General features: G+C 64.2%; 24 protein-coding genes and 1 tRNA gene. 9 read left to right on the top strand and 16 right to left on the bottom strand.

What is annotated here, in order from left to right:
• Positions 1–4: 4 nt before the first annotated feature.
• Complete coding sequence (trkA, locus tag ROH8110_RS06240) at positions 5–1,381, bottom strand: Trk system potassium transporter TrkA (RefSeq protein ID WP_085816788.1); 1,377 nt, start codon at positions 1,379–1,381, stop codon at positions 5–7.
• Positions 1,382–1,480: 99 nt separating this feature from the next.
• Here trkA and ROH8110_RS06245 point away from each other — a divergent pair, with 99 nt between their 5' ends.
• Positions 1,481–1,963: a hypothetical protein gene (locus ROH8110_RS06245; RefSeq protein ID WP_085816789.1), complete on the top strand. Its 483-nt coding sequence runs from the start codon at positions 1,481–1,483 to the stop codon at positions 1,961–1,963.
• A 3-nt stretch (positions 1,964–1,966) separates the two neighbouring features.
• Here the strand turns inward: ROH8110_RS06245 and ntrX are convergent, their stop codons facing one another.
• From ntrX to dusB, 5 genes are all read right to left on the bottom strand, one after another.
• Positions 1,967–3,379 carry a nitrogen assimilation response regulator NtrX gene (ntrX, locus tag ROH8110_RS06250; protein ID WP_085816791.1) on the bottom strand — a complete coding sequence of 471 codons (1,413 nt, stop codon included), beginning with the start codon at positions 3,377–3,379 and terminating at the stop codon, positions 1,967–1,969.
• A gap of 6 nt (positions 3,380–3,385) precedes the next feature.
• Complete coding sequence (locus ROH8110_RS06255; RefSeq protein ID WP_370738111.1) at positions 3,386–5,644, bottom strand: sensor histidine kinase NtrY-like; 2,259 nt, start codon at positions 5,642–5,644, stop codon at positions 3,386–3,388.
• Positions 5,645–5,741: 97 nt separating this feature from the next.
• Entirely contained in the window at positions 5,742–7,103 is a 1,362-nt protein-coding gene (locus tag ROH8110_RS06260; protein WP_085816793.1) for a response regulator, read from the bottom strand.
• Complete coding sequence (locus ROH8110_RS06265; RefSeq protein ID WP_085816795.1) at positions 7,075–8,199, bottom strand: two-component system sensor histidine kinase NtrB; 1,125 nt, start codon at positions 8,197–8,199, stop codon at positions 7,075–7,077. Before ROH8110_RS06265 ends, ROH8110_RS06260 begins: the two co-directional genes overlap by 29 nt.
• A complete protein-coding gene (gene dusB / locus ROH8110_RS06270) occupies positions 8,196–9,197 on the bottom strand; it encodes a tRNA dihydrouridine synthase DusB (RefSeq protein ID WP_245962737.1) in 1,002 nt (333 codons plus the stop codon). Before dusB ends, ROH8110_RS06265 begins: the two co-directional genes overlap by 4 nt.
• Before the next feature lie 157 nt (positions 9,198–9,354).
• Between dusB and ROH8110_RS06275 the strand changes: the two genes are divergently transcribed.
• From ROH8110_RS06275 to ROH8110_RS06285, 3 genes are read left to right on the top strand one after another with little or no spacing between them, the layout of a single operon-like run.
• Positions 9,355–10,503, top strand: coding sequence for a bifunctional 2-C-methyl-D-erythritol 4-phosphate cytidylyltransferase/2-C-methyl-D-erythritol 2,4-cyclodiphosphate synthase (locus tag ROH8110_RS06275; protein ID WP_085816797.1), 1,149 nt, complete (start codon positions 9,355–9,357; stop codon positions 10,501–10,503).
• Positions 10,500–10,997: a phosphatidylglycerophosphatase A family protein gene (locus ROH8110_RS06280; RefSeq protein ID WP_085816798.1), complete on the top strand. Its 498-nt coding sequence runs from the start codon at positions 10,500–10,502 to the stop codon at positions 10,995–10,997. Before ROH8110_RS06275 ends, ROH8110_RS06280 begins: the two co-directional genes overlap by 4 nt.
• Entirely contained in the window at positions 10,994–11,461 is a 468-nt protein-coding gene (locus ROH8110_RS06285; protein ID WP_085816799.1) for a CinA family protein, read from the top strand. Before ROH8110_RS06280 ends, ROH8110_RS06285 begins: the two co-directional genes overlap by 4 nt.
• Positions 11,462–11,468: 7 nt before the next feature.
• Here ROH8110_RS06285 and ROH8110_RS06290 read toward each other — a convergent pair whose 3' ends face one another.
• On the bottom strand, positions 11,469–11,915 hold the full coding sequence (locus ROH8110_RS06290) for a type II toxin-antitoxin system RatA family toxin (protein WP_085816800.1): 447 nt from the start codon (positions 11,913–11,915) through the stop codon (positions 11,469–11,471).
• Positions 11,916–11,991: 76 nt separating this feature from the next.
• On the opposite strand from ROH8110_RS06290, the gene hpt reads away from it, so the two are divergent.
• The 3 genes from hpt to ROH8110_RS06305 are packed head-to-tail and all read left to right on the top strand — an operon-like array spanning position 11,992 to position 13,447.
• Complete coding sequence (gene hpt, locus ROH8110_RS06295; protein WP_085817040.1) at positions 11,992–12,534, top strand: hypoxanthine phosphoribosyltransferase; 543 nt, start codon at positions 11,992–11,994, stop codon at positions 12,532–12,534.
• Positions 12,531–12,710, top strand: a complete 180-nt coding sequence (locus tag ROH8110_RS06300; protein WP_085816801.1) for a hypothetical protein — start codon at positions 12,531–12,533, stop codon at positions 12,708–12,710. The genes hpt and ROH8110_RS06300 overlap by 4 nt, the downstream gene beginning before the upstream one ends.
• Before the next feature lie 2 nt (positions 12,711–12,712).
• Entirely contained in the window at positions 12,713–13,447 is a 735-nt protein-coding gene (locus tag ROH8110_RS06305; RefSeq protein ID WP_170156430.1) for a heparan-alpha-glucosaminide N-acetyltransferase, read from the top strand.
• Between the two features lie 25 nt (positions 13,448–13,472).
• On the opposite strand, the gene ROH8110_RS06310 is transcribed toward ROH8110_RS06305, so the two are convergent.
• A tRNA-Arg gene (locus tag ROH8110_RS06310) sits at positions 13,473–13,549 on the bottom strand.
• A gap of 126 nt (positions 13,550–13,675) precedes the next feature.
• Here ROH8110_RS06310 and ROH8110_RS06315 point away from each other — a divergent pair.
• Complete coding sequence (locus ROH8110_RS06315) at positions 13,676–15,169, top strand: fused MFS/spermidine synthase (protein ID WP_085816803.1); 1,494 nt, start codon at positions 13,676–13,678, stop codon at positions 15,167–15,169.
• 12 nt (positions 15,170–15,181) lie between these two features.
• Here the strand turns inward: ROH8110_RS06315 and ROH8110_RS06320 are convergent, their stop codons facing one another.
• From ROH8110_RS06320 to iscR, 8 genes are all read right to left on the bottom strand, one after another.
• The gene (locus ROH8110_RS06320; RefSeq protein ID WP_085816804.1) at positions 15,182–16,402 is read right to left on the bottom strand and encodes a cysteine desulfurase; all 1,221 of its coding nucleotides are present in this window, start codon (positions 16,400–16,402) and stop codon (positions 15,182–15,184) included.
• 1 nt (position 16,403) lies between these two features.
• The gene (locus ROH8110_RS06325; RefSeq protein WP_170156429.1) at positions 16,404–17,000 is read right to left on the bottom strand and encodes a YIP1 family protein; all 597 of its coding nucleotides are present in this window, start codon (positions 16,998–17,000) and stop codon (positions 16,404–16,406) included.
• Positions 16,997–17,482, bottom strand: a complete 486-nt coding sequence (locus tag ROH8110_RS06330) for a YIP1 family protein (protein ID WP_085817041.1) — start codon at positions 17,480–17,482, stop codon at positions 16,997–16,999. Before ROH8110_RS06330 ends, ROH8110_RS06325 begins: the two co-directional genes overlap by 4 nt.
• Entirely contained in the window at positions 17,482–18,768 is a 1,287-nt protein-coding gene (gene sufD / locus ROH8110_RS06335; RefSeq protein ID WP_085816806.1) for a Fe-S cluster assembly protein SufD, read from the bottom strand. The genes ROH8110_RS06330 and sufD overlap by 1 nt, the downstream gene beginning before the upstream one ends.
• Positions 18,768–19,523: a Fe-S cluster assembly ATPase SufC gene (sufC, locus tag ROH8110_RS06340; protein WP_085816807.1), complete on the bottom strand. Its 756-nt coding sequence runs from the start codon at positions 19,521–19,523 to the stop codon at positions 18,768–18,770. The genes sufD and sufC overlap by 1 nt, the downstream gene beginning before the upstream one ends.
• A gap of 80 nt (positions 19,524–19,603) precedes the next feature.
• A complete protein-coding gene (gene sufB, locus ROH8110_RS06345) occupies positions 19,604–21,127 on the bottom strand; it encodes a Fe-S cluster assembly protein SufB (RefSeq protein WP_085816808.1) in 1,524 nt (507 codons plus the stop codon).
• A 22-nt stretch (positions 21,128–21,149) separates the two neighbouring features.
• Complete coding sequence (locus tag ROH8110_RS06350; protein WP_085816809.1) at positions 21,150–22,193, bottom strand: cysteine desulfurase family protein; 1,044 nt, start codon at positions 22,191–22,193, stop codon at positions 21,150–21,152.
• A 51-nt stretch (positions 22,194–22,244) separates the two neighbouring features.
• Positions 22,245–22,706 (bottom strand): Fe-S cluster assembly transcriptional regulator IscR, encoded by a 462-nt coding sequence (iscR, locus tag ROH8110_RS06355; protein ID WP_085816810.1) that lies wholly within the window; start codon positions 22,704–22,706, stop codon positions 22,245–22,247.
• Between the two features lie 153 nt (positions 22,707–22,859).
• Between iscR and ROH8110_RS06360 the strand changes: the two genes are divergently transcribed.
• Positions 22,860–23,513, top strand: coding sequence for an alpha/beta hydrolase (locus ROH8110_RS06360; protein WP_085816811.1), 654 nt, complete (start codon positions 22,860–22,862; stop codon positions 23,511–23,513).

Raw genomic sequence — 23,513 nt, forward strand, 5'->3', positions numbered from 1 at the left:
CGGACTAGAAATAATCGAACGAGACTTGCAACAGCTGTTCCAGCCGCACCACGTCATCGGCCAGCGCAAAGACCACGATCACGTCGCCCGCCTCGACCCGCATCCCGCCGGTCGGCTTGAGGATCTTCTCGCCCCGGCGCACCGCGCCCACCAGCACCCCCTCGGGAAAGTCGATCTCGCGGATCGCCGAGCCGGCGATGCTCGACGTGGACAGCACTTCTGCCTCGATCACCTCGCCCTCGGCATCGCCGATGGAATAGACCGCCTTGACCCGGCCATGCCGGATATGGCGCAGGATCGAGCTGACGGTGGTGGCACGCGGGTTGATATAGGCGTCGATCCCCAGCGGCTCCATCAGCGGCACCAGCGTCGGGTCGTTGATCAGCGAGATCGCAAACGGGCAGCCCTCGGATTTGGCGCGCACGGCGGCCAGCATGTTGGTCTTGTCGTCATCCGTCACCACCAGCACCGCATCGGCGCGCGCGATCCCGGCCTCATGCAAGAGCGACGAATCCATCCCGTCGCCATTCAGCACGATGGTGCGCTCCAGCGCATCGGCAGCGAGTTCCGCACGCCGCCGGTCGCGCTCGATCATCTTGGTGCGGGTGCGCGCGCCGCGCGCCTCCATCGCCTGCGCCACCGCCAGCCCGATATTGCCGCCGCCCACGATCACCAGCCGTTCCTGCTTCTTCTGCGACTTGCCGAACACCTCAAGCGTGCGCGGAATATCCTCGAGCGGCGCCAGGATGTAGGCCTCGTCGCCCGGAAACAGCTGATCGCCCGAATCCGGCGCGAACAGCCGCCCCTCGCGGCGCACCGCCAGAACCACCACCCGCAGGGTCGAGAACAGGTCGCTCAGCTGGCGCAGCGGCGTGTTGAGAACCGGGCAATCCTCCTGCAGGCGCAACCCCAAAAGCTGCGCCTTGCCGTCAAGGAACATCTCGGTATCGAAGGCCGCGGGCGACGACAGCCGCCGCATCGCCGCCTCGGCGACCTCGCGCTCGGGGCTGATCACCACGTCGATGGGCAGGTGTTCGCGCCGGTAGAGATCGGAATAGATCGCCGTCAGATAGGACTGGCTGCGCAGCCGCGCGATCTTGCGCCCGATGGAAAAGACCGAATGCGCCACCTGGCAGGTCACCATATTGACCTCGTCCGAATAGGTGGCGGCGATGATCATGTCGGCGTCGCGCGCGCCTGCGCGCTCAAGCACGTCGGGATGGCTGGCGAAACCGGCGATGCCCTGCACGTCCAGCGTCTCGGTCGCCCGGCGCACGAGGTCCGGGTTGCTGTCAACCACCGTGACGTCGTTGTTCTCGCCCGACAGGTGGCGGGCGATCTGCCAGCCGACCTGGCCCGCCCCGCAGATGATGACCTTCATGCCTCACGCCTCATCGCTGTCTGGAAATGCTGCATGACAGAAGCCCCAACCGGGGTCAATTCCTTTGTCCCCCGGCCGAGCGCGCGCTAGACTGGCGACATGCCTGAATCGCGCCGCCATGTCCTGCCCGTCCTGATCGCGCTTCTGGCGCTGGCCGCCTGTTCGCCGCCCGCGCTCTATTACAAACCCGGAACCACCGTGGCGCAGCTCGATCGCGACGAAACCGCCTGCCAGGTCAGCGCCCTGCGTCAGGTGCCCGAGCGCATCCGCACCCGCTACACCCCGCCCGAATACGCGACCCAGCCGGTTTGCTTTCCCAATGGTTACTGCACCTGGCGCCGGGTGCTGATCCGCCCCGCCCAATACGAGCGCTACGACGCCAACCAGTCGCTGCGCGCACAGGTGGTGCGCCAATGCATGGCCGATCGCGGCTATGCGACCGTCAACCTCCCGCCCTGCGACGGCTCGGTCGCGGGCACCGTGACGATCCGTTCCAGCGATCCGATGCCGGTGCTGGGCGCAGACAGCTGCGCGCTGCGCACCACTGCAGGCAACTGGCGCATCCACACCCCCGCGCGCTGAGCCTCAGCCCTCGGCAGCCTCGTCCTCGCCGTCCTCGCCCTTGGCGCGACCATTCTTGGCGCCGGTCACGACCCCCAGCGATTTCAGCTTGCGGTGCAGCGCGCTGCGCTCCATCCCGACGAATTCGGCGGTGCGGCTGATATTGCCGCCAAAGCGGTTGATCTGGGTCATCAGGTATTCGCGCTCGAATGCCTCGCGCGCCTCGCGCAGCGGCATCGTCGCCACCGACCCCGCCAGCACAACCCGGCCATCCTCGGCCGGGGCCTCGCTGTCGCCGGGCAGCTCGGCGGCGCGGATCTCGCCACCCGCCTCGCCCAGGATCAGCACCCGTTCGATCATGTTGCGCAGCTGGCGCACATTCCCCGGCCAGTTCATCGTCTGCAGCAGGGCGGCTGCCTCTTCGCTCATCTCGCGCAGCGGCAGGCCCTGAGTGCGGTTCAGCATCTCGATGAAATGGTTCGCAAGCGCGGGTATGTCCTCGCGCCGCTCCTCCAGCCCCGGCACCTCGATCGGCACCACGTTCAGGCGATGATAAAGCTCGCGGCGAAACCGGTCGGCGCTGATCTCCGCCTCAAGATCGCGGCTCGTCGACGAGATCACCCGCAGGTCCACCTCCACCTTGTCGCCGCCCCCGACCCTCAGAAAGGTCTGGTCCACCAGAACCCGCAGGATCTTGGATTGCGTGCCAAGCGGCATGTCGGCCACTTCGTCGAAATAGATGATGCCGCCATTGGCCTCCTCCAAAAGGCCCACCTCGACGCCGCGCTCTTCGGTTTCCCGCCCGAACAGCACCTCTTCCATGCGCTCGGGCTCGATCGAGGCGCAGCTCACACAGACGAACGGCCCGTCTGCGCGCTGCGAATTGGCGTGGATATAGCGCGCAGCCAGCTCCTTGCCGGATCCCGCCGCCCCGGTCAGCATCACCCGCCCGTTCGAGCGCGTCACCTTGTCAAGCTGCGACACCAGCGTGCGGAACGCAGCGCTTTCCCCCAGCATCTGCGCCGGTTCGGTCTCGCGCCGCTTCAATTGCTGGTTCTCGCGCCGCAGACGGCTGGTTTCCATGCCGCGCCGGATCACCACCAGAAGCTGGTCGATATTGAAGGGCTTCTCGATGAAATCATACGCCCCTTGCTTGATCGCGGCGACCGCGATCTCGATATTGCCATGCCCCGAGATGATGACCACCGGGATTTCCGGGTGGTCACGCTTCACCGCCTTCAGGATGTCGATCCCGTCCATCTGGCTGTCCTTGAGCCAGATATCCAGGATCAGAAGCGACGGCGCGGCCTCGGCGATGGCCGCCATGCAGGCATCCGAAGTGCCCGCCAGCCGCGTCTCGTAACCCTCGTCCTGAAGGATATCCGCGATCAGCTCGCGAATATCGCGCTCGTCGTCGACAATAAGTATGTCACCCATGATGCCTCACACCGCTTCCCGTTCCATTGCCTGCTCCTCCCCGGCGTTCAGCAGGGGCAACCGCACCACTGCCATCGCTCCGCGGCGCGCACCCTCGGCAAAGGGCTGCGCATCCTCCAGCACAAGACTGCCGCCGTGCTCCTCGATGATCTTCTTGACGATCGCCAGCCCCAGCCCCGTGCCCTTTTCGCGCGTGGTGACGTAAGGCTCGAACAGACGCGAGCGATCCTCCGGCAGGCCGATGCCGTTGTCGGCGATGCGCAACACCGCCTGGCCGTCCTCGAAATCGCTGGTGATGCGGATCTCGGGGGCATGCCCTTCGGGCGCACCCGCCTCCTGAAGGCTCTCGATCGCCTCGCCTGCGTTCTTCATCAAATTCGTCAGCGCCTGGCTGATCATCGTCGCATCGACACTCGCACACAACTCGTCCTCGCTCAGCGCAATGTCGAAATGCACATCGGGCTGCCCCGCTTCCTGCAACAACGCCGCCTCGCGCACAAGCCGTGTCAGGCTTTCGGGTTTCGCATCGGGCTCCGGCATACGTGCGAATTTTGAAAACTCGTCCACGATCCGGCGCAGATCGTCGGTCTGGCGCATCACCACATCGGTCAGCTGGATCAACGATTCGGCCTGATCGGGCTCCAGCACCTTGCTGAACTTGCGCTTGATGCGCTCGGCCGACAGCTTGATCGGCGTGAGCGGGTTCTTGATCTCATGCGCGATGCGCCGCGCCACATCGCCCCAGGCGGCCAGCCTCTGCGCCGCCACCAGGTCGGTCACATCGTCAAACGCCACCACGTAGCCTTCGCGCTTGCCCGACTCGCTGCGCCTTGTGGACATCCGCACCAGCAGGTTCTCGACCCGCCCGCCGCGACTGACCTTGATCTCTTCCTGCACGAATCCGCCGGGGCTCGATTTCAGCTTTTCAAACAGCTCCCCGAATTCCGGCACCGCCACGCTCAGCGACGTCGACGCCTGATCCTCCTGCCAGTCCAGCAACCGCTCCGCGGCGCGGTTCACGAAGGTCACGCGCCCGCGCACATCCAGCCCGACCACGCCGGACGACACCGACCCCAGCACCGAATCGAACAGGCGGCGGCGGCGCTCGATCTGTTGGGTATTGGCCAGCAGCGTTTCGCGCTGGCCCTTCAGCTGCCGGGTCATCTGGTTGAAGTAACTGCCAAGCTGGGCGATCTCGTCATCGCCCTCCTCTTCGCGCACGGTCACATCCAGATCGCCCTCGCCGACTCTCTGCGCCGCGCTGGTCAATTGCCCGACCGGCCGCGACAGACGCTCGGCAAACAGCATCCCCATCCAGACCGCCGCCAGGATCAGGATCAGCGCAAAGCCCAGGTAGACCAGCGCGAATTCAAACAGCACCCGGCCGCGCTCGCTTTCGCGCTGCTCATAGAACCGCGCGGTTTCCTGGGTCTCGTCCAGCAGGTTCAGGATCGCGCCGTCCACGTTGCGGCTCACGTAAAGATAGCGGTCGGGCAGCGTTTCCAGCGGCATCAGCGCGCGGAATTCGTTGTTCTCCCAGTCCTGGATGACCACCACGCCCTCTTCCGCCGCGCGGCGGATCTGCTCGGGCGCAGGCTCTTCGTAATCGAACAGGTAAGAGCTTTCGCCGCGCGCCCGGATATCGCCGGTGCCGTCGATCACGAAGGCCTCGCGCAGCCCCCTCTGGATCTCGCGCTGACCGCGCGACAGCACCGCGCGGATGTCGCCGTCATCCATGAAAACCGTCGCCCGCTTGGTCGCGTTGATGACCGAGGCCAGAACCCGCGCATCCTCGATCAGGTCGCGCCGGTGCTCCTCCTCATAGGCCTGCGCGGCGGCGACCGAACTGTCCACCACACGCCCGACCCGGTCCGAGAACCACGCCTCCAGACCCATGTTCACCGACAATGTCGCAAAGACCGCCACCGTGATCGTCGGCAACAGCGCCATCAGCGCAAACACCCCGGTCAGCCGCAGATGCAGCCGCGACCCCGCCGAGCGCTTGCGCCGCGCGGCCACCATCCTTGCCACCCGCTGCAGCACCAGCGCCGCGACGATGATCACATAGACCAGGTCGGACAGCATCACCACGCGCAGCGAGTTGGAGGACGAGCCCTGATCCAGCGGGCCCATGACCATGTAGGTCAGCACCGCCAGGACCGGCCCCAGCACCACCAGCCCGAATGTCGCGAATGTCTGCACGCGCCGGATGCGCCGCAACCGGCTCACCCGTTCCCACGTCCATTTGCGTGTGTTTACCGCCACGCACTGCCCCCATCAGGTTGTGGCGCCTCTCTGGGCGCACCACAGCATATGGCGCCGTAACGACGTTCGCCCAAAATGCCACATCAATGTTGCAGTTTTACATCAACTTGCGGCGGCGAGTCACGAGAATATCAAGGTCCTTGATCTTCTTTCGCAGCGTATTTCGGTTGATCCCCAGCAGATCGGCGCATTTCGCCTGGTTTCCCCCGGTCGCATCCAGCGCGATCTCGATCAGCGGCGCCTCCACCTCGCGCAGGATTCGCGGATAAAGCCCCGGCGGCGGCAGCATGTTGCCATGCAGGTCGAAATACCGCTGAAGGTGGCGCGCCACCGACGCCGACAGCTTCTCGCCATCGCCCTGCCCCAGCACCGGCTGCGCCGCGGGCTGATTGCCCAGCACCGCCTCGACCTCGGCGCGGCTGATCTCCTCGCTCCGCGCGGTCAGCCCGATGCGGCGCACCGCGTTTTCCAGCTGGCGCACATTCCCCGGCCAGCTATAGGCGCGCATCAGCTCCTCGGCCCCTTCCGACAAGGCGCGCGGCGGGTTGCCCTCGCGCTCCGCCCGCGCCAGGAAATGCGCCGCCAGCAGCGGAATGTCCTCGACCCGCTCGCGCAGCGACGGCACCTCGATCACCGCCCCCGACAGGCGATAATAGAGATCCTCGCGCAGCCGCCCGCCCTCCAGCCGGTCCGACAAACGCGCCTGGCTCGTGGCCATGAAACGCGGCGCGTGATCGCCCGGCGCATCCATCATCCTGACCACCCGGCCCTGCGAATCCGCATCGAGATCCGTCACCTCGTCCAGCACGATCGTGCCGCCCTTGGCGCGCGCCATCACCTTGGCGGGGCCTTCCAGGTCGGCCAGATCCGCGGGCGTCACCGTGATGAAGGGCAAGGTACGCCGGTCCGAGAAATCATGGATCGCCCGCGCGATCAGCGACTTGCCGGTGCCCGATTCCCCGGTGATCAGCACCGGCAGGTCGGTATTCATGATCCGCGCCACCACCCGGTAAAGCGACTGCATCGCCGCAGTGCGCCCGATCAGCGGCAATTCATCGGGCCGCTCGTCCTCGACGGCGCTCGACGAGCTGCGCGCGCGGCTTTCCAGCGCCCGCGCCGTGCGCTTCATCAGGTCCGGCAGATCGAATGGCTTGGGCAGGTAATCATAGGCCTCGGCCTCTTCGGCCTTGATCGCCGTCATGATCGTGTTCTGCGCGGAAATCACGATCACCGGCAGGCCGGGCCGGTCCTGCGCGATCTTGGGCAGCATCTCAAGCCCGTTGCCATCGGGCATGATCACGTCCGAAATCACCACATCGCCCTTGCCCTCGCCGATCCAGCGCATCAGCGTTGTCAGCGAACTGGTCGCATGCACCTTGCATCCCGCGCGCGTCAGCGCCTGGGTCAGAACCGTGCGGATCGTTCGGTCGTCATCCGCGACCAGTACCGTGCCATCCATCTGCCTTGTCCTCCATGGTCTCTGGCATCTCGTCGGGCGCACGCTGAAGCGAGATCCGGAACACCGTCCGCCCCGGCACCGAACTGACCGAAATCCAGCCATCGTGATCCGAGATGATCTTCGCTGCCAATGCCAGCCCCAGACCCGTGCCGTTCTCGCGCCCCGAGACGAACGGGTCGAATATGTCCTCGGCAATCTCCGGCGGAAGCCCCGGCCCGTCGTCGATCACCTCGATCTGCAAGGGCAACGACTTGCCCCCGCCATTGCCGCGCCGCACCCTCAGCGACTGCTCGTAATAGGTATGCAGCGTGATCACGCCGCCGCCCCCGCTCCGGCCCGCCGCCTCGGCGGCATTGCGCAAGAGGTTCAGGATCACCTGCAAAAGCTGGTCGGGATCCCCAAGCGCCAGCGGCAGCGACGGGTCGTAATCCTCGATCACGGTCATGTCCGCCGCGAACCCCAGGATCGCCGAACGCCGCGCCCGGTCCAGCACATCATGCAGGTTGACCGCCTGAAGCTTCGGCGCGGTGACATTGCCGAACTGTTCGACCTGCTCCAGCAGCCCGACGATCCGGCGGCTTTCACTGACAATCAGATCGGTCAGTTCCAGATCGTCATTGCTCAGGTTCATCGACAACAGCTGCGCTGCCCCGGTGATCCCGGCCAGCGGGTTCTTGATCTCATGCGCCAGCATCTCGGCCATCCCGATGGCCGATTTCGCCGCCGACTTCACCGATTGGCCCTGCGTGACCCGGCCCGCCAGCTCACGCGGCGAAATCAGCAACAGCATATGCCCCGGCGCATGGCTCAGCGGCGCGATCTGCAAGTTGCAATGCAGCGGCGCGCGGTCGCCCGTTCCCACATCCACGTCATTGACGAACAGCGGCGAGTCATTCTCGCGCGCCCGCTCGAAGGCCTCTTCCAGCGGCGCATCCACCATCAGCTTGTCCCAGACAGGCTGCCCCGCGATCGCCTTCGACGAGGTCATCAGGAAACCCTCCGCCGCCGGGTTGATCTGCACGATCCGGTCGCGCCCGTCCAGCAACAGCGCCGGCACCGGCAAGGACACCCACAGCGCGTCATTCTGCTCGATCATGCCGCCGCCCTCTCGCCATCGCTCAGCGCATCGGGCAACAGGCGCAGCACCTCGTCGGGGTCACGGCTGGTCAGCACCCGCTTGCGCAACCCCGCGTTGCACCCCGCATCCGCCAGGTACCAGCCCAGGTGCTTGCGCGCGACCCGGTTGCCCAGATCGGCCCCGTAGAATGCCAGCATGTCCTGGTAATGCCCGCACACCATATCGGCCAGCGCCGCGCCCTCGGGCACATCCGGGCCGTCCTGCGCCCTGCCCGCCAGCTGCGCGGCCACCTGCGCCAGCAGCCAGGGCCGCCCCTGCGCACCGCGCCCGATCATGACCCCATCGGCACCCGACAGCGCCAGCGCCTCGCGCGCGCTCTGCGCATCCACGATATCGCCATTGGCGATCACCGGAACGCCGACCGCCGCCTTGACCCGCGCAATCGCCGCCCAATCGGCACGCCCTTTGTAGAACTGGCAGCGCGTGCGCCCGTGAATGGTGATCATCGCCACACCCGCCGCCTCCGCGCGCCGCGCCAGCTCGGGCGCGTTCAGCATGTTGTCATCCCATCCCAGCCTCGTCTTGAGCGTGACCGGAATGCTGACCGCCTCGGCCACGGCCTCGATCAGCGACAGCGCGTGGTCGAGATCCTTCATCAGCGCCGACCCGCTCGCACCCGCGCCACTGGCGCTCGTGACCTTCTTGGCAGGACAGCCCATGTTGATATCGATGATCTTGGCGCCGCGCCCCTCGACCTGTCGCGCCGCCTCGGCCATCCAATGCGCCTCTCGCCCGGCGATCTGAACGGCCGTGTTTCCGCTGCCAAGGCCCAGTTCGGCCCTTTCACGCACACCCGGCTTGGCCTGCACCATCTCCTGGCTCGCGACCATCTCGCTCACCACCCGGTCCGCCCCGAAGCGCGACACGAGGTTGCGAAACGGCAGATCGGTGATTCCCGCCAGCGGGGCCAGGAAAACCGGGACTGTCTGTTGGTTCGTCGTCAGGGGTGGTGTCACGTGATTAATCCTTGTGCACGTAGGCCGTTCTATCCACTCACCATGTCTTAAACAATGTTTGCACGGTGTTTCCAGCCCGCATGAGGGCGCTTTGCCTAAAATATAGGCAGCCGTTCGCGCCATTGCGCTTGCCCGCGCCCGCGCGGTATCAAATCGCATGACGAACGCCGCCATCATCGTTGCCGCGGGCCGTGGCCGCCGCGCCGGAGGAGAGATGCCAAAGCAGTGGCAACCCCTCGCCGGGCGCCGCGTCATCGACTGGACCGTCGCCGCTTTCGAGGCCGTTCCCGAGATCGACCATATCGTCGTCGTGCTCCATCCCGACGACCTCGACCGCTTCACGCCCCGCGGGCGCGTCACCGTCACGACCGGCGGTGCGACCCGCGCCGACTCCGTGCGCTGCGGGCTCGAACATCTGGCCGCCGATATGGGCGAATCCGGCATTCTGTACGTCCTGATCCACGACGTCGCCCGCGCCTGTACAAAACCGGCGTACATAACGGACGTTTTGTACGCTCTCCGACAGCCCGGCACCCGCGCCGTTGCACCGGCTCTGCCGGTGACCGACGCCCTCTGGACCGGCGCGGATGGCCATGTCACCGGCACCCGTGACCGCACCGGGCTCTGGCGCGCACAGACCCCGCAAGCCTTTGGTTTTGCGGATATTCTTTCGGCGCACCGCGGGCATCGCAGTGACGCCGCCGACGATGTCGAGATCGCCCGCGCCGCCCAGATCCCCGTCCGCATCCTCGAAGGCCACGAGGACAACCTCAAGATCACCCACCCCGAAGACTTCATTCGGGCCGAGAAAATACTGAAAGATCAAATGGATATACGTATCGGCCAAGGCTATGATGTGCACCGTTTCGGGGATGGCGACCATGTCACCCTCTGCGGTGTGCGCATCCCCCATGATCGTGGCCTCCAGGGCCATTCCGACGCGGATGTTGCGATGCACGCGCTCACCGACGCCATATATGGTGGGCTGGCCGAAGGCGACATCGGCCGCCACTTCCCCCCCAGCGACCCCCAGTGGAAAGGCGCCGAAAGCCACATATTCCTGCGTCACGCCGTGGGGATGGCATCTGATAATGGTTTTGTTATCAATAACATGGACGTCACTCTTATCTGCGAACGGCCCAAGATCACACCCCACGCGCCGACCATGGTCGACACCCTCGCCGCCATCACCGGCCTCTGCCCAACCCGCATTTCCGTCAAGGCCACCACCTCCGAACGCCTCGGCTTCACCGGCCGCGAGGAAGGAATCGCCGCGCAGGCCGCCGTCACATTGGTGAAGACATGACCGTAACCCATTTCATTACAACGTTTTTTCTTGTCGGCCACTTGCGCCCCGCACCCGGAACCTGGGGCTCTTTGGCGGCCATTCCCGTGGCCTGGGGCGTGCACATCCTCGGCGGTCCCTGGCTTCTGATCGCGGCGACCGTGCTGGTCTTCGCGCTCGGCTGGTGGGCTACAGAACTGGAAACAAAGGGAAAATCGGATCACGACCCATCCGAGATCGTGATCGACGAGGTCGCTGGCCAATGGCTCGCCTTCCTCCCCGTGTCCCTCGGCGCCGCCCATGTCGGCGCCTCGCTCACCGCGCTCTATCCCGGCTGGATCGCCGCTTTCCTGTTGTTTCGCCTGTTCGACATCTGGAAACCCGGCCCCGTCGGCTGGGCCGACCGCCGCGGGGATTCGCTTGGCGTGATGCTTGATGATATCATCGCCGGGGCCTTCGCCGCGATTGGCGTAATGGCCCTCGCTGCACTTTCACATGGGATCTTAATGCGTTGATTTCAGAAGAAGTTCTTGAACTGGCCAAGGCGCAGGGCGTGATGATCTCCACTGCCGAATCCTGCACGGGCGGTATGGTCATCGCGGCGCTGACCGATATCGCAGGCTCTTCTTCGGTGGTGGATCGCGGCTTCGTGACCTACTCCAACGCCGCCAAGACCGACATGCTCGGCGTCCTACCCGAAACCCTGGCCACCCACGGTGCCGTCTCCGAACCCGTCGCCCGCGAAATGGCCGATGGCGCGCTCTCCCATTCCGCCGCGCAGCTTTCCGTATCGGTCACGGGAATCGCCGGTCCGGGCGGCTCCGAGCACAAACCCGAGGGGCGCGTTTGTTTCGGATTGGCCCGCAAGGGATTGAAAACATTCACTGAAACACGAGAGTTCGGTAGCATCGGACGCGCCGAGGTGCGTCGCAGGTCACGCGATCACGCATTGGTGCTTCTCTCGCGCGCCCTCAGCTGACCGGCGCTCAGCCGTAAAGATCACGCGCCCGCGACTCGAACGCCTTCACCACCCGTTGCATCGCATCATAGAAGAACAACCCTGCGGCCTTCTGCAGAAGGATGTTGCGGAATTCAAAATCCACGTCGAAATGGATCAGGCAGCCCTGCGCGTCATCCTCGAACCGCCAGCTTGATTTCATGTGGCGAAACGGGCCGTCCAGATATTCGGTCTCGATCAGGTTCTTTTCAGGCCAAAGCACCACGCGGCTGCCAAAACGTTCCCGGAAGACCTTGAAACTTATGACAAGATCGGCTTCCATCAACTCAGACCCATCCGCCTGCGGTGTCACCTTGCGCACCCGTGCCGCCGCTGTCCAGGGCAGGAACTCCGGGTATCTGGCCACGTCGGCCACAAGGTCGTACATTTGCCGGGCCGAATAAGGGACCTGGCGTGTTTCGGCATGTGCTGGCATTGCGGCGTGGTCCGGATTTGTCGTGACAGTGCCGCGCTTTTTCATAGACTGGTGGAAAAAATTCAAGGGGGGTCCCATCATGGACCGGGCCTACGAGATCCTGCCCATGATCCCGGCCGAGACAATTTCTCTGAGGGTTCAAAGCCTTGCGCGCGAAATTGAAAGTGATTTCGCCGGTTGCCGGAATCTTCTGGTGGTCACCGTCCTGCGGGGCGCGTTCATCTTCGCCGCCGACCTCGTGCGGGCGCTCGACCTCGAGGTTGAAATGGAGTTCATGGAGCTCTCCTCATACGGGGACAGCACCCAGTCACGCCGCCAGGTCGAAATCGTCAAGGATCTGGGGACCGACATCAAAGGGCGCGACGTGCTCGTAATCGAGGATATCGTGGATACCGGGCGCACATTGACCCAAGTCCTCGAACTTCTGAGCGCCCGCGCGCCCGCCCGCCTGCGCAGCGTCGCCCTCCTCGACAAGCCCGCACGCCGCGAGATGCCCACCGTCGCCAACTGGACCGGCTTTGAAATCCCCGACGAATTCGTGGTCGGCTACGGCATCGACTATGCCCGCAAAGGGCGCAACCTGCCCTATATCGGAACGGTGCTGTTCACCAAGTCATGAATATCCGTTTCCTTTTCCGCATGGCCCGTTGGGCCCAGAACCCGCCCAGCAAGCGGCAGGTCAGGTTTTTTCTGGCGATCGTGCTGATCTGCCTTGCGATCCTCGCTTATGAACATCTCTTCGGTTGGCCCGAGGCGCTCTCCCCCGATCCGCGCGGCCGCGTGTGGAAGCCATGAGCATGAGCGCGCGCAGCGGGCGCATCCTCCTGCTCGATGCGCTGCGCGCCGCGGCGCTGGCCGGGATGGTGCTGTTTCATTTCGTCTATGACCTGCAGTTCTTCGGCCATCTTCCGCCCGGCACGGTGCATCAGCCCGGCTGGGATGCCCTGGCGCATCTGGTGGCCGGCGGGTTCATCTTCCTGGCCGGGGCCAGCCTCTATCTGGCTCACAGGGCGCGTATCCGCTGGCCCGAAGCCTTGAAGCGCGTTGGCAAGATCGGTCTGGCCGCCTTGCTGATCACCCTGGTGACCTACGCGATGATGCCGCAATTCTTCGTTTATTTCGGCATCCTGCATGCCATCGCCACCTTCAGCCTCCTGGGCCTTGCGTTCCTGCGTCTGCCGCTCATCCTGGTGGTGCTGACGGCGCTTGGCGTGTTCCTCCTTCCGCGCTTCGTAGAGGGCGAGGCCTTCACCCATCCGGCGCTCTGGTGGCTGGGCCTCTCGCCCGATCCGGCGCCCGCTCTCGACTTCGAGCCGCTCTTTCCCTGGTTCGCCATCTTCCTCGCCGGACTTGCCACCTTGCGCCTCGCCACGCGACTGGGTTGGCTCGACCATGCCACGCGCTATGATCCGGAGGCGATGACAGGCCCCCGCCGCTGGCTGCTCTGGGCGGGACGCAACACGCTGCCGCTTTACCTCCTCCACCAACCGCTGCTGTTCGCAGTGATCTGGAGCTATGGCGTGCTGTTGTAACGCGGCAAGACAAATGAGAGGAATTTGGCGCACCTGAAAGGATTCGAACCTTTGGCCTCTGCCTTCGGAGGGCAGCGCTCTATCCAGCTGAGCTACAGGTGCGTGCGGCACAGGCTATAGGGCAAAGCGCCTCAGCCTGCAATCGGAAATCCGGCACTGGCAAGCAGCTTGAAACCCTGGGCAAAATCGGTCGTTATAGGCGCTGGACTCAACCGTGAAGGCCGTATCATGTCCCGATCCAGACTTTGGTTTCTTGTATTCCTGCAGGGCGTCGTATCGGCTGCCAGCCTCGTCGTCGAGATCGTCGCGGGGCGTATGCTGGCACCCTATGTGGGCATGTCGCTATATACTTGGACGGCGGTGATCGCGGTGGTCCTGGCGGGGTTCTCGGCGGGCCACTGGTGGGGCGGGCGCATTGCCGAAAGGCCCGCGCCCCGCGCCCTGCGCGAGACCGGCTGGGCGCTTCTGGCGGCGGCGGCAACCACGGCGGTCGCGGGGCTGCTCCTTCGCAGCAGCGCCGGGCCGCTCCTCGAGATGGTCACGCATCCGGTCTGGGCGATCACCCTGCTTTGCGCGGCGGCCTTCTTTGCGCCTTCCTTCTTTGCCGGTGTCCCGGCCCCTGTGCTGGCGCAGATCGCGGTCACCACGTCGGACCGTTCGGGGCGCGCACTGGGCGCCATGTTCGCCGCCGGGGCAATCGGCGCGATCGGAGGGACGCTTCTGGCGGGGTTCCTGTTCATTTCATGGCTCGGCAGTACGCTCACGCTCGCAATCGTGACGCTCTGCTACGTGATCTGCGCGCTGGCCTGCCTCTGGCTCGCGCGAGGCGCCTGGCAGGCATTGCCGCTGACGATGGCGGCAGGCGTGCTGGCAATGACCGGGTTTGGCGCCACGATGTCGAGCCCCTGCGACCATGAAAGCCGCTATTTCTGCATCCGCACCGAGGATATCGCCGCCGATCCCTCGCGCCCCGTGAACCTGATGGTGCTCGATCACCTGGCGCATGGCATCAGCGCGCGCGACCTGCCGCAGGTGATGTTCTCGGATCATGGCGCGATGCTCGACGGGCTGGCGCGGATGCGCATGGGCGCGCGGCCTTTCTCGGCGTTCTTCGTCGGGGGCGGAACCTTTACGATCCCGCGCGCATGGGCGGATCGGGGCATCGGCCCGCTGACCGTGGCCGAGATCGACCCGGTCGTGACCCGCGTCGCCGCAGACGATTTCTGGTTCGATCCCAAGAGCGCCCTTGTGCTGCACGAAGACGCCCGCCGCGCGCTCACCTCACGCCCCGATACCCGTTATGACGTGATCCTGGGCGATGCCTTCACCGATATCGCCGTGCCCTCGCACCTGATCACACAGGAGTTCTTCACCCTCGTGCGCGAGCGGCTCAATCCGGGCGGCATCTACCTGATGAATGTGATCGATTTCGAGGACCGGCTCGATGCGCTGGCGGCGATCCATGCGACGCTGGCCACCGTCTTTCCGAACGTCGAGATCTGGACCGAACAGCGCCGGCCCGAACCGGGCGAGCGGATGGTGTTCGTGCTGGTCGCCTCGGACGGGCCAAGCCCCGTCGACAGCGTGCAGTTTCCCGCACCCGAACCCACACGCTACGGCGCCCTGTCGGATCGCTTCGTCGACACGATGCTGAAGGCGCGCGATCCCGTGGTGCTCAGCGACGATTACGCCCCGATAGCCCGCCTGCTCGGCCCCGGTTGACCGTGTCGACGATCAGGCGAAGAGGTCATGCGCCAGTTCCAGCGCTTCGATCAGGACATCGACCTCATCGGTCGTGTTATACATCCCGAACGAGGCCCGGCAGGTCGCGCTGACCCCGAGGTGATCCATCAGCGGCCCCGCGCAATGATGCCCGGCCCTGACCGCAACGCCCTTCTTGTCCAGGATGGTAGAGATGTCATGCGCATGCGCCGCCCCGTCCATCGTGAACGAAAAGATCGCCGCTTTGTCCGGCGTCGTGCCCTGCAGGCTCAGCCAGTTCAGCCCGGTCAGGCGTTCCTGTGCATAGGCGCTCAGCCCGGCCTCATGGGCCGCGATATTCTCCATCCCGACCGCCATCATGTATTCGAGCGCCGCGCCAAGCCCGATCATCTGCACGATGCCTGGCGTCCCGGCTTCAAACTTCATCGGCGGATCGGCATAGGTCACCTGATCCTTGCTGACCTCGCGGATCATGTCGCCGCCGCCCATGAACGGACGCATCTCGGCCAACCGGTCGCGCTGTACATAGATCGCGCCCGACCCTGACGGGCCATAGAGCTTATGCCCGGTGATGGCGTAGAAATCGCACCCCAGGGCATCAAGGTCGACCGGCATATGCACCGCCGCCTGGCTGCCATCGACCATGACGGGCACGCCCTTTTCGTGCGCGGCATCGCAGATCGCCTTTACATCCACGCGGGTGCCCAGAACATTCGAGAGATGCGTGATCGCCACCAGTTTCGTTTTCGGCCCGATCGCATCGATCACCTTTTGCGGGTCGAGCGCACCGGTGGAATCCACATCCACCCACTTGAGGTTCACACCCTGCCGCTCGCGCAGGAAATGCCAGGGCACGATATTGGCGTGATGCTCCATCACCGACAGCACGATTTCGTCGCCCGCCTCCATCCGCGGCATGGCCCATCCATAGGCGACCATGTTGATACCTTCGGTAGTGCCGGAATTGAGGATGATCTGATCCTCATCCGCAACGCCCAGAAACCGCGCAATGATGCCGCGCACCGCCTCGTATTTCTCGGTCGCGACATTGGAAAGGTAATGCAGCCCGCGATGCACATTGGCATATTCGTGGCTGTAGGCCGTGGTGATCGCGTCGATCACCACCTGCGGTTTCTGCGCCGACGCACCGTTGTCGAGATAGACCAACGGCTTGCCGTTCACCTCGCGGCCAAGGATCGGAAAATCGGCGCGGATTTTCTCGACGTCCAGCATGTCAGGCTCCTTCCGTCATCGTGAGCGCGATGAAACTGAAAATGACGCTCAGCGCGATGCCGATCAGCAAGGTTGAAAGGATCACGGCGCCCGCCGCCTTCAACACGCTGCCAAAACGATGGGCCGCATCGACAAAGCAAACAAGAATGTAGGTTTCCCAGACGAACACGACCACCACGATGATCGACACAAGACCCGGGGCGACGAATGACAGCAGAAGAACGATGGCCTGCACCACCAGCCGCAGGATCTGGAACCACACAAGCGGGGCGAAGATGTCGTCGATCGCTTCCGCCGTGCCGCCCATCCATCGACCCACATAGAACAGCGTGGCGGAAAAGACCACGAAACCCGCGAACAGCAACACCGCAAAAAGGATCGGAGAGCGGAGCGCCGAAGGAATGAGCGCGGCCGATTGCGCATCGGGTGGCGACATCTGCAGCGACGCCGAAAACAGTATCGAGCCGAGGACCGAGACAAGTGCAATCGCCATCCACAGCCATTGGCGCGGTAGGCTGAACTCGATCAGCTGGCGCGCCGCATCTCCCGGCTGGAACAGTGTCTGCCGCACAAGGTCCTTGAAGTGATTGGCCGTCATGTCTCGCCCCATCCAACCTCACGCAGGTTCGCAAGCCAGAACCACATGAATACCAAAAGAGTCACGAGGCCAACCAGTTGCAGCCCCGCGCCCGCGCCGATGAAACCGGCCACCAGTCCGTTGAGCAGGAACAAGGGGCTCACCGCCAGCACCGCCCAGAACAGCGCCATCCTGCAGCGATAGCCGCTCGCCCGCGCACTGAAGATGCGTAACACCACAAAGCTCAGGAAGGCCAGCGCATAGAGCACCAGCGGCATGATGAAGACCCACGCCATCAATGCCCCTCCCAGAAGCGGGTTGATTTCCTGATCGTTCAGATGCGCGACCCTTGCCAGCCGCGGCCACTGGGCGATGAACACCACCAGACAGGCCGACATGACAATCGCCAGCGCGCGCCCTTCACTTTCGGGCATCGCCAGCAACTGCCGCATGACCGTCCGTGGCCGCCGGTAGGTGGCCACGATATCGGTTGTGACGGGCATCAGCCGCGTCGACGCCCCAGCCAACCCTCAAGCAGGTTGACCAGTTCGGCCCGCAAATCCTCGTTCTCGATCTCGTCCACGGCTTCGGCCAGAAAGGCCAGCGTCAGAAGGTCGGTGGCAATATCCTTGGGCACGCCGCGCGCACGCAGGTAAAACAGCCCCTCCTCGTCGATCGCCCCCGATGTCGAGCCATGCGAACAGGCCACGTCATCGGCATAGATTTCAAGCTCGGGCTTGGCGTCGAACTCACTGTCGCCATCCAGAAGCAGCGACTGGCTGATCTGGTAGCCATCGGTTTTCTGCGCGTCAGGCTTCACCAGGATCTTGCCCTGGAACACACCCCGCGCACCGTTGCGAAGCACCTTCTTGAACACCTGGCGGCTTTCGCAGTTGACCGCGTCATGGGTCACGAAAACCGTGTCGTCATGGTGGAAATCACCATCGCCCACACAGGCCCCGGCGATATGTGCCGCCGCGTCGTCACCCTTCATCTCGACCACGCATTCGTTGCGCGTGAGCACCCCGTTGGCGGTCAGGGTAAAGGTCTTGAAGGTGCTCTCCTCACCAAGGCGGGCGAACAGATGCGTCGCCGTGCGCCGCTCGTGATCGCGCCCCTGCGCGCGCACATGATGGAACGCGGCGCCATCGGCCACCTCGACCTCCATCACCGCGTTGAACCGTGCGGCGGCGGGGCCGTTTTCCAGCAATGTGACCTCCGCACCCGGATCAAGCTTGACCACATGATGCAGCATCGCGTCCGAGCGGGGCGATTGGTGGTGATAGATCAGGTTGATCGGCTTGCTGGCCTTGCCTGTGACATGGATCAGGACACCGTCATCGGCCAGCGCCGTGTTGAGCGCCGCCAGCGGACGCGCGACAGGATCCTGCCCGCGCTCTTCAAGCACGCCATAAAGCTCCTTGGCCCAGTGGATATCGCTTTGCGCGGCCTCGCTCAGCCGCTCGATCGTGACACCTTCAAGCGCCAGATCGTCGCTCGCACCCGCATCAAAGACACCGTCCACGAACACGATCTTCAGCCGCTCGACCGCGTCGAAGATCGGTGCGTCGGTCTCGTCGAAGGTCGCCGCCTCGGGCGCTTCGGGCTGAACCAGCGTGTCGGGGTTGGTGAACTTCCAATATTCGTCGCGCCGGTGCGGCAGCCCCTGAGCGCGCAACCGCGCCAGCGCGCCATCGCGCGCCGCATCGGCCCAGGCCGCGCCGCTCGGGCGGGCGGCAACGGCCAGCCGCGCCTCGGTCGCATCCAGTTTCGCCTGCGGCAATGCCATTACGCCACCTCCGCCTTGATATCCTCATAGCCCTCGCGCTCGACCTGCAGCGCCAGTTCCGGACCGCCGGTCTTGACGATGCGGCCCTCGGACATGATGTGCACGACATCGGGTTTGATATGATCCAGCAGGCGCTGGTAGTGGGTGATGACAAGGAAACCGCGCCCCTCGTTGCGCAGCGCATTCACGCCTTCGGCCACCAGCTTCATAGCGTCCACATCGAGACCCGAGTCGGTCTCGTCGAGGATGCACATCTTCGGCTCCAACACCGCCATCTGCAGGATCTCGTTGCGCTTCTTCTCGCCGCCCGAGAACCCGACATTGACCGGGCGCTTGAGCATCTCGTTATCCATCTTCAGTGTCGCGGCCTTTTCGCGCACCATCTTCAGGAAATCGGTGGCGCTCATCTCGTCAAGGCCCTTGGCCTTGCGCTGCGCGTTCACTGCCGTGCGCATGAAGGTCATGTTGCCCACGCCGGGGATTTCGACAGGATACTGAAAGGCCAGGAACAGGCCCGCCGCGGCGCGCTCTTCGGGCTCCATGTCAAGGATGTCGACCCCGTCCAGCGTCGCCGATCCCTCAGTCACTTCATAGCCGTCGCGCCCCGCCAGAACATAGCTCAGCGTCGATTTGCCCGACCCGTTCGGTCCCATGATCGCATGCACCTTGCCCGCTTCCACGGACAGATCCACACCCTTGAGGATGGTCTTTTCCTCGTCTTCCAGATCGACATGCAGGTTCTTGATTTCCAGCATCTTTGAGATTCCTCGTTTCTGTCTCTTCGGCGGCCGCGGGGGCCGCATTGTTCGTTGAATTCCGTTGCGGGCGGCTTGCGTCAGCCCACGGAGCCCTCCAGCGAGATCGCGACCAGCTGCTGCGCTTCCATCGCGAATTCCATCGGCAGGGCCTGCAACACGTCCTTGCAGAACCCGTTCACCACCAGGGCCACGGCCTCTTCCTCGTCCATGCCGCGCTGGCGGCAATAGAACAGCTGGTCATCGTCCACCTTGGATGTCGTCGCCTCGTGTTCGACCCGGCTCGAGTTGTTCTTGACCTCGATATAGGGAACCGTGTGCGCGCCGCATTTGCCGCCGATCAACAGGCTGTCGCACTGGGTATAGTTGCGGCTGTTCTTGGCTTTGGGATGCATGCTGACAAGGCCGCGATAGGTGTTCTGCGCTTGGCCGGCGCTGATCCCCTTGGACACGATGCGCGAACGCGTGTTCTTGCCCAGGTGGATCATCTTGGTCCCGGTATCGGCCTGCTGCCAGTTGTTGGTGATGGCGATCGAATAGAACTCGCCCTGGCTGTCATCGCCGCGCAAGATGCAGGACGGGTATTTCCACGTCACCGCACTGCCGGTTTCCACCTGCGTCCACATCACCTTGGCCCGGTCGCCCCGGCAATCGGCGCGCTTGGTGACAAAGTTGTAGATGCCGCCCTTGCCTTCCTCGTTGCCCGGATACCAGTTCTGCACCGTGGAATATTTCACCTCGGCGTCTTCCTCGACGATGATCTCGACCACCGCCGCGTGAAGCTGGCTTTCATCGCGCTGCGGCGCGGTGCAACCTTCGAGGTAGCTGACATAGGACCCCTTGTCGGCGATGATCAGCGTGCGCTCGAACTGGCCGGTATTCTCGGCATTGATGCGGAAATAGGTGCTCAGCTCCATCGGGCAGCGCACACCGGGCGGAACGTAGACGAACGACCCGTCCGAGAATACCGCCGAATTCAGCGTCGCGTAGAAATTGTCGCTGACCGGCACCACCGAACCCAGGTATTTGCGCACCAGTTCGGGATGGTTCTGGATCGCCTCCGAGATCGAACAGAAGATGACGCCCGCCTCTTTCAGCTCCTTCTGAAACGTCGTGCCCACCGACACGGAATCAAACACCGCATCCACGGCCACCTTGCGCCCTTCGGCCGGGGCCGCCTCGGCGCCCTCGACACCGGCAAGGATCATCTGTTCCTTCAGCGGGATGCCCAGTTTCGCGTAGGTTTCGAGCAGCTTGGGATCGACCTCGTCCAGCGATTTGGGCTTGGTCGCCATGCTCTTGGGCCGCGCATAGTAATACTGGTTCTGGAAATCCACCTCGGGATAATCCAGCATCGCCCAGTCGGGCTCTTCCTTCTGAAGCCAGCGGGCATAGGCCTGAAGACGCCATTCGGTCATCCACTCAGGCTCTTCGTTCTTTTCCGAAATCAGCCTGACGATATCCTCGGTCAGCCCCTTGGGGGCGTAATCCATCTCGATATCGGTTTCCCAGCCGTGCTTGTAGGTGCCGGCCATTTCGCGCACGGCATCGACCGTCTCCTGATCGACGCCTTCCTTGACCTTGGTGTCATCCAGTGCCGCCATATCGGCATTCCTCCTTGATCGACTACGCCGCGCGGGCGCGGTGTTTCTGTCTCAGCTTCAGCCATGTCTCGGCGAAGCGCATGATTTCGTCCTCGGTCGTGTCCGGCCCCAGCGAGACCCGCACCGCGCAGCCCGCGTCGGCCTCGCTGAACCCCATCGCCTGCAACGCACCGCTGCTGCGCACCTTGCCGCTGGAACAGGCCGAACCGGCCGAAATCGCGAACCCCGCCAGATCCAGCGCCATCACCTGCGTTTCCCCCTTCCAACCCGGCGTTATGAAACACGACGTGTTGGGCAGGCGCGCGGCATCTTTCCCGACAAAAATAGTCTCATTTGCCCCGGCTGCAACCGTATTTTCTAGAATCCTTCTAAATTCCGCGACCCGTTGCCAGACCCCATCGGCCAGATCCCGCGCCGCCGCCTTGGCAGCGGCTCCGAACCCCATGATTCCAATCACATTCTCCGTCCCCGAGCGGCGACCCATCTCCTGCCCGCCACCGCGTATCATCGCCGGCAGATCGGTGCCGCGCCTGACCACCAGCGCACCCACGCCCTTGGGGCCGCCCAGCTTATGCGCCGACAAAAGCGCCATCCGGCAGCCCGACCAGTTGAAGGCATCGGGCAGCTTGCCGAACGCTTGGGTCATGTCGCTCACTTCCAGCCCCTCGGGCAGCGCCTGAACAATGCCGGTCTCGGAATTCGCGCGCTGCAGCACCGACTGCCCCGGATCGGGCACCGTCACCTGTCCTTGAGCATCCACCGCCAGATCGGCGGTGATCCAAGCCTTGACCGCATCATGTTCGATCATGGCACCGTGCAGCCCGCGCCCCGCGCAGGCCATCGCCGCCGCCTCTGTCGCGCCCGAGGTGAAGATCACATCATGGCCCTCGGCGCCGAACGCCGCCGCCACATCGGCGCGGGCGCGCTCGATCATGGCCTTGGCCGCGCGCCCCTCGGCATGGACGCTCGAAGGGTTGCCCACAAGGTCCATCGCCTCCAGCATCGCCGCCCGCGCCTCCGGGCGCAGCGGGGCCGTCGCGTTGTAATCCAGATAGGCCCTTGCCATCTCAGCCACCGATCATCCTTCTTTGGCCCGCGCCCCGGGGACGCGCGCCGCTCAATCCTCGTCGACCACAGCGAACAGGGTCGGCACCGCCGGGCAAGGCGCCAGCGTATTGCTGACCACATCGCTCAACCGGGTCTGGTGCAGAAACACATAGACCTGCGCGCTCAGCGATTCCCACAGCCGGTTGCTCATGGATTGCGCCTTCGAGCCGCTGGCCGCACCCGAAGCCCCGGCCCCTTTCTGCAAGGCGCTCACGCTCTCGTCCACTGCCGCCAGCACATCGACCACCCGGATTTCCGATGTCGGGCGCGCCAGCCTGTAACCGCCCCCCGGTCCGCGCACCGAAGCGACAAGTTCCGCCCGGCGCAGCTTGACGAACAGTTGCTCTAGATAAGGCAGCGAGATATCCTGACGCTTCGCGATTTCGTTCAGCGTCACCAGATCGTCACCATCCTGAAGCGCGATATCGACCAGGGCCACCATCGCATATCGTCCCTTCGTGCTCAGCTTCATCGCCGATTCCCCCGCGAATAGATTGACGTGACGCCATGCAAGCCTTATCTGGCTTGAAGATTCCAGCCCTTAGCTGGACTTTAGAACCGTTCTAAGGTGCTTGAGCGATTTCGTCAAGAAAGTCGCGCGCCGAACCTAGGAGATACAGGCCCTATGCCCGAGGTCATCTTTCCCGGCCCAGAAGGCCGTCTCGAAGGTCGTTACCACCCTCAAAGGGAAAAAGACGCTCCCATCGCCATCGTGCTGCATCCGCACCCGCAATTCGGCGGCACGATGAACAACAAGGTCGTCTACAACCTGCATTACGCCTTCTACAGCATGGGCTTCACGGTGCTGCGCTTCAACTTCCGCGGCGTCGGGCGCAGCCAGGGGGAATACGACCAGGGCGTGGGTGAACTGTCGGATGCCGCATCCGCGCTCGACTACCTGCAATCCATGAACAACAATTCCAAGCATTGCTGGGTCGCCGGGTTCTCCTTCGGGGCATGGATCGGCATGCAGCTTCTGATGCGCCGCCCCGAAATCACCGGCTTCGTCAGCGTCTCGCCCCCTGCCAACATGTATGACTTCTCGTTCCTTGCGCCCTGCCCCGCCTCGGGGCTGATCATCAACGGCAGCGCCGACCGTGTCGCGCCGCCCGCCGATACCACCGCGCTGGTGGGCAAACTGCATGAACAGCAAGGCATCACCATCACCCACGAAGAGGTCGAGGGCGCCGACCATTTCTTCAAGGAACCGCACATGGAGACGCTGATCGACACGACCACGACCTATGTGAAACGCCGCCTTACCGAAACGACACGGTGA

This window comes from Roseovarius halotolerans (assembly GCF_900172255.1).
GTDB lineage: Bacteria > Pseudomonadota > Alphaproteobacteria > Rhodobacterales > Rhodobacteraceae > Roseovarius > Roseovarius halotolerans.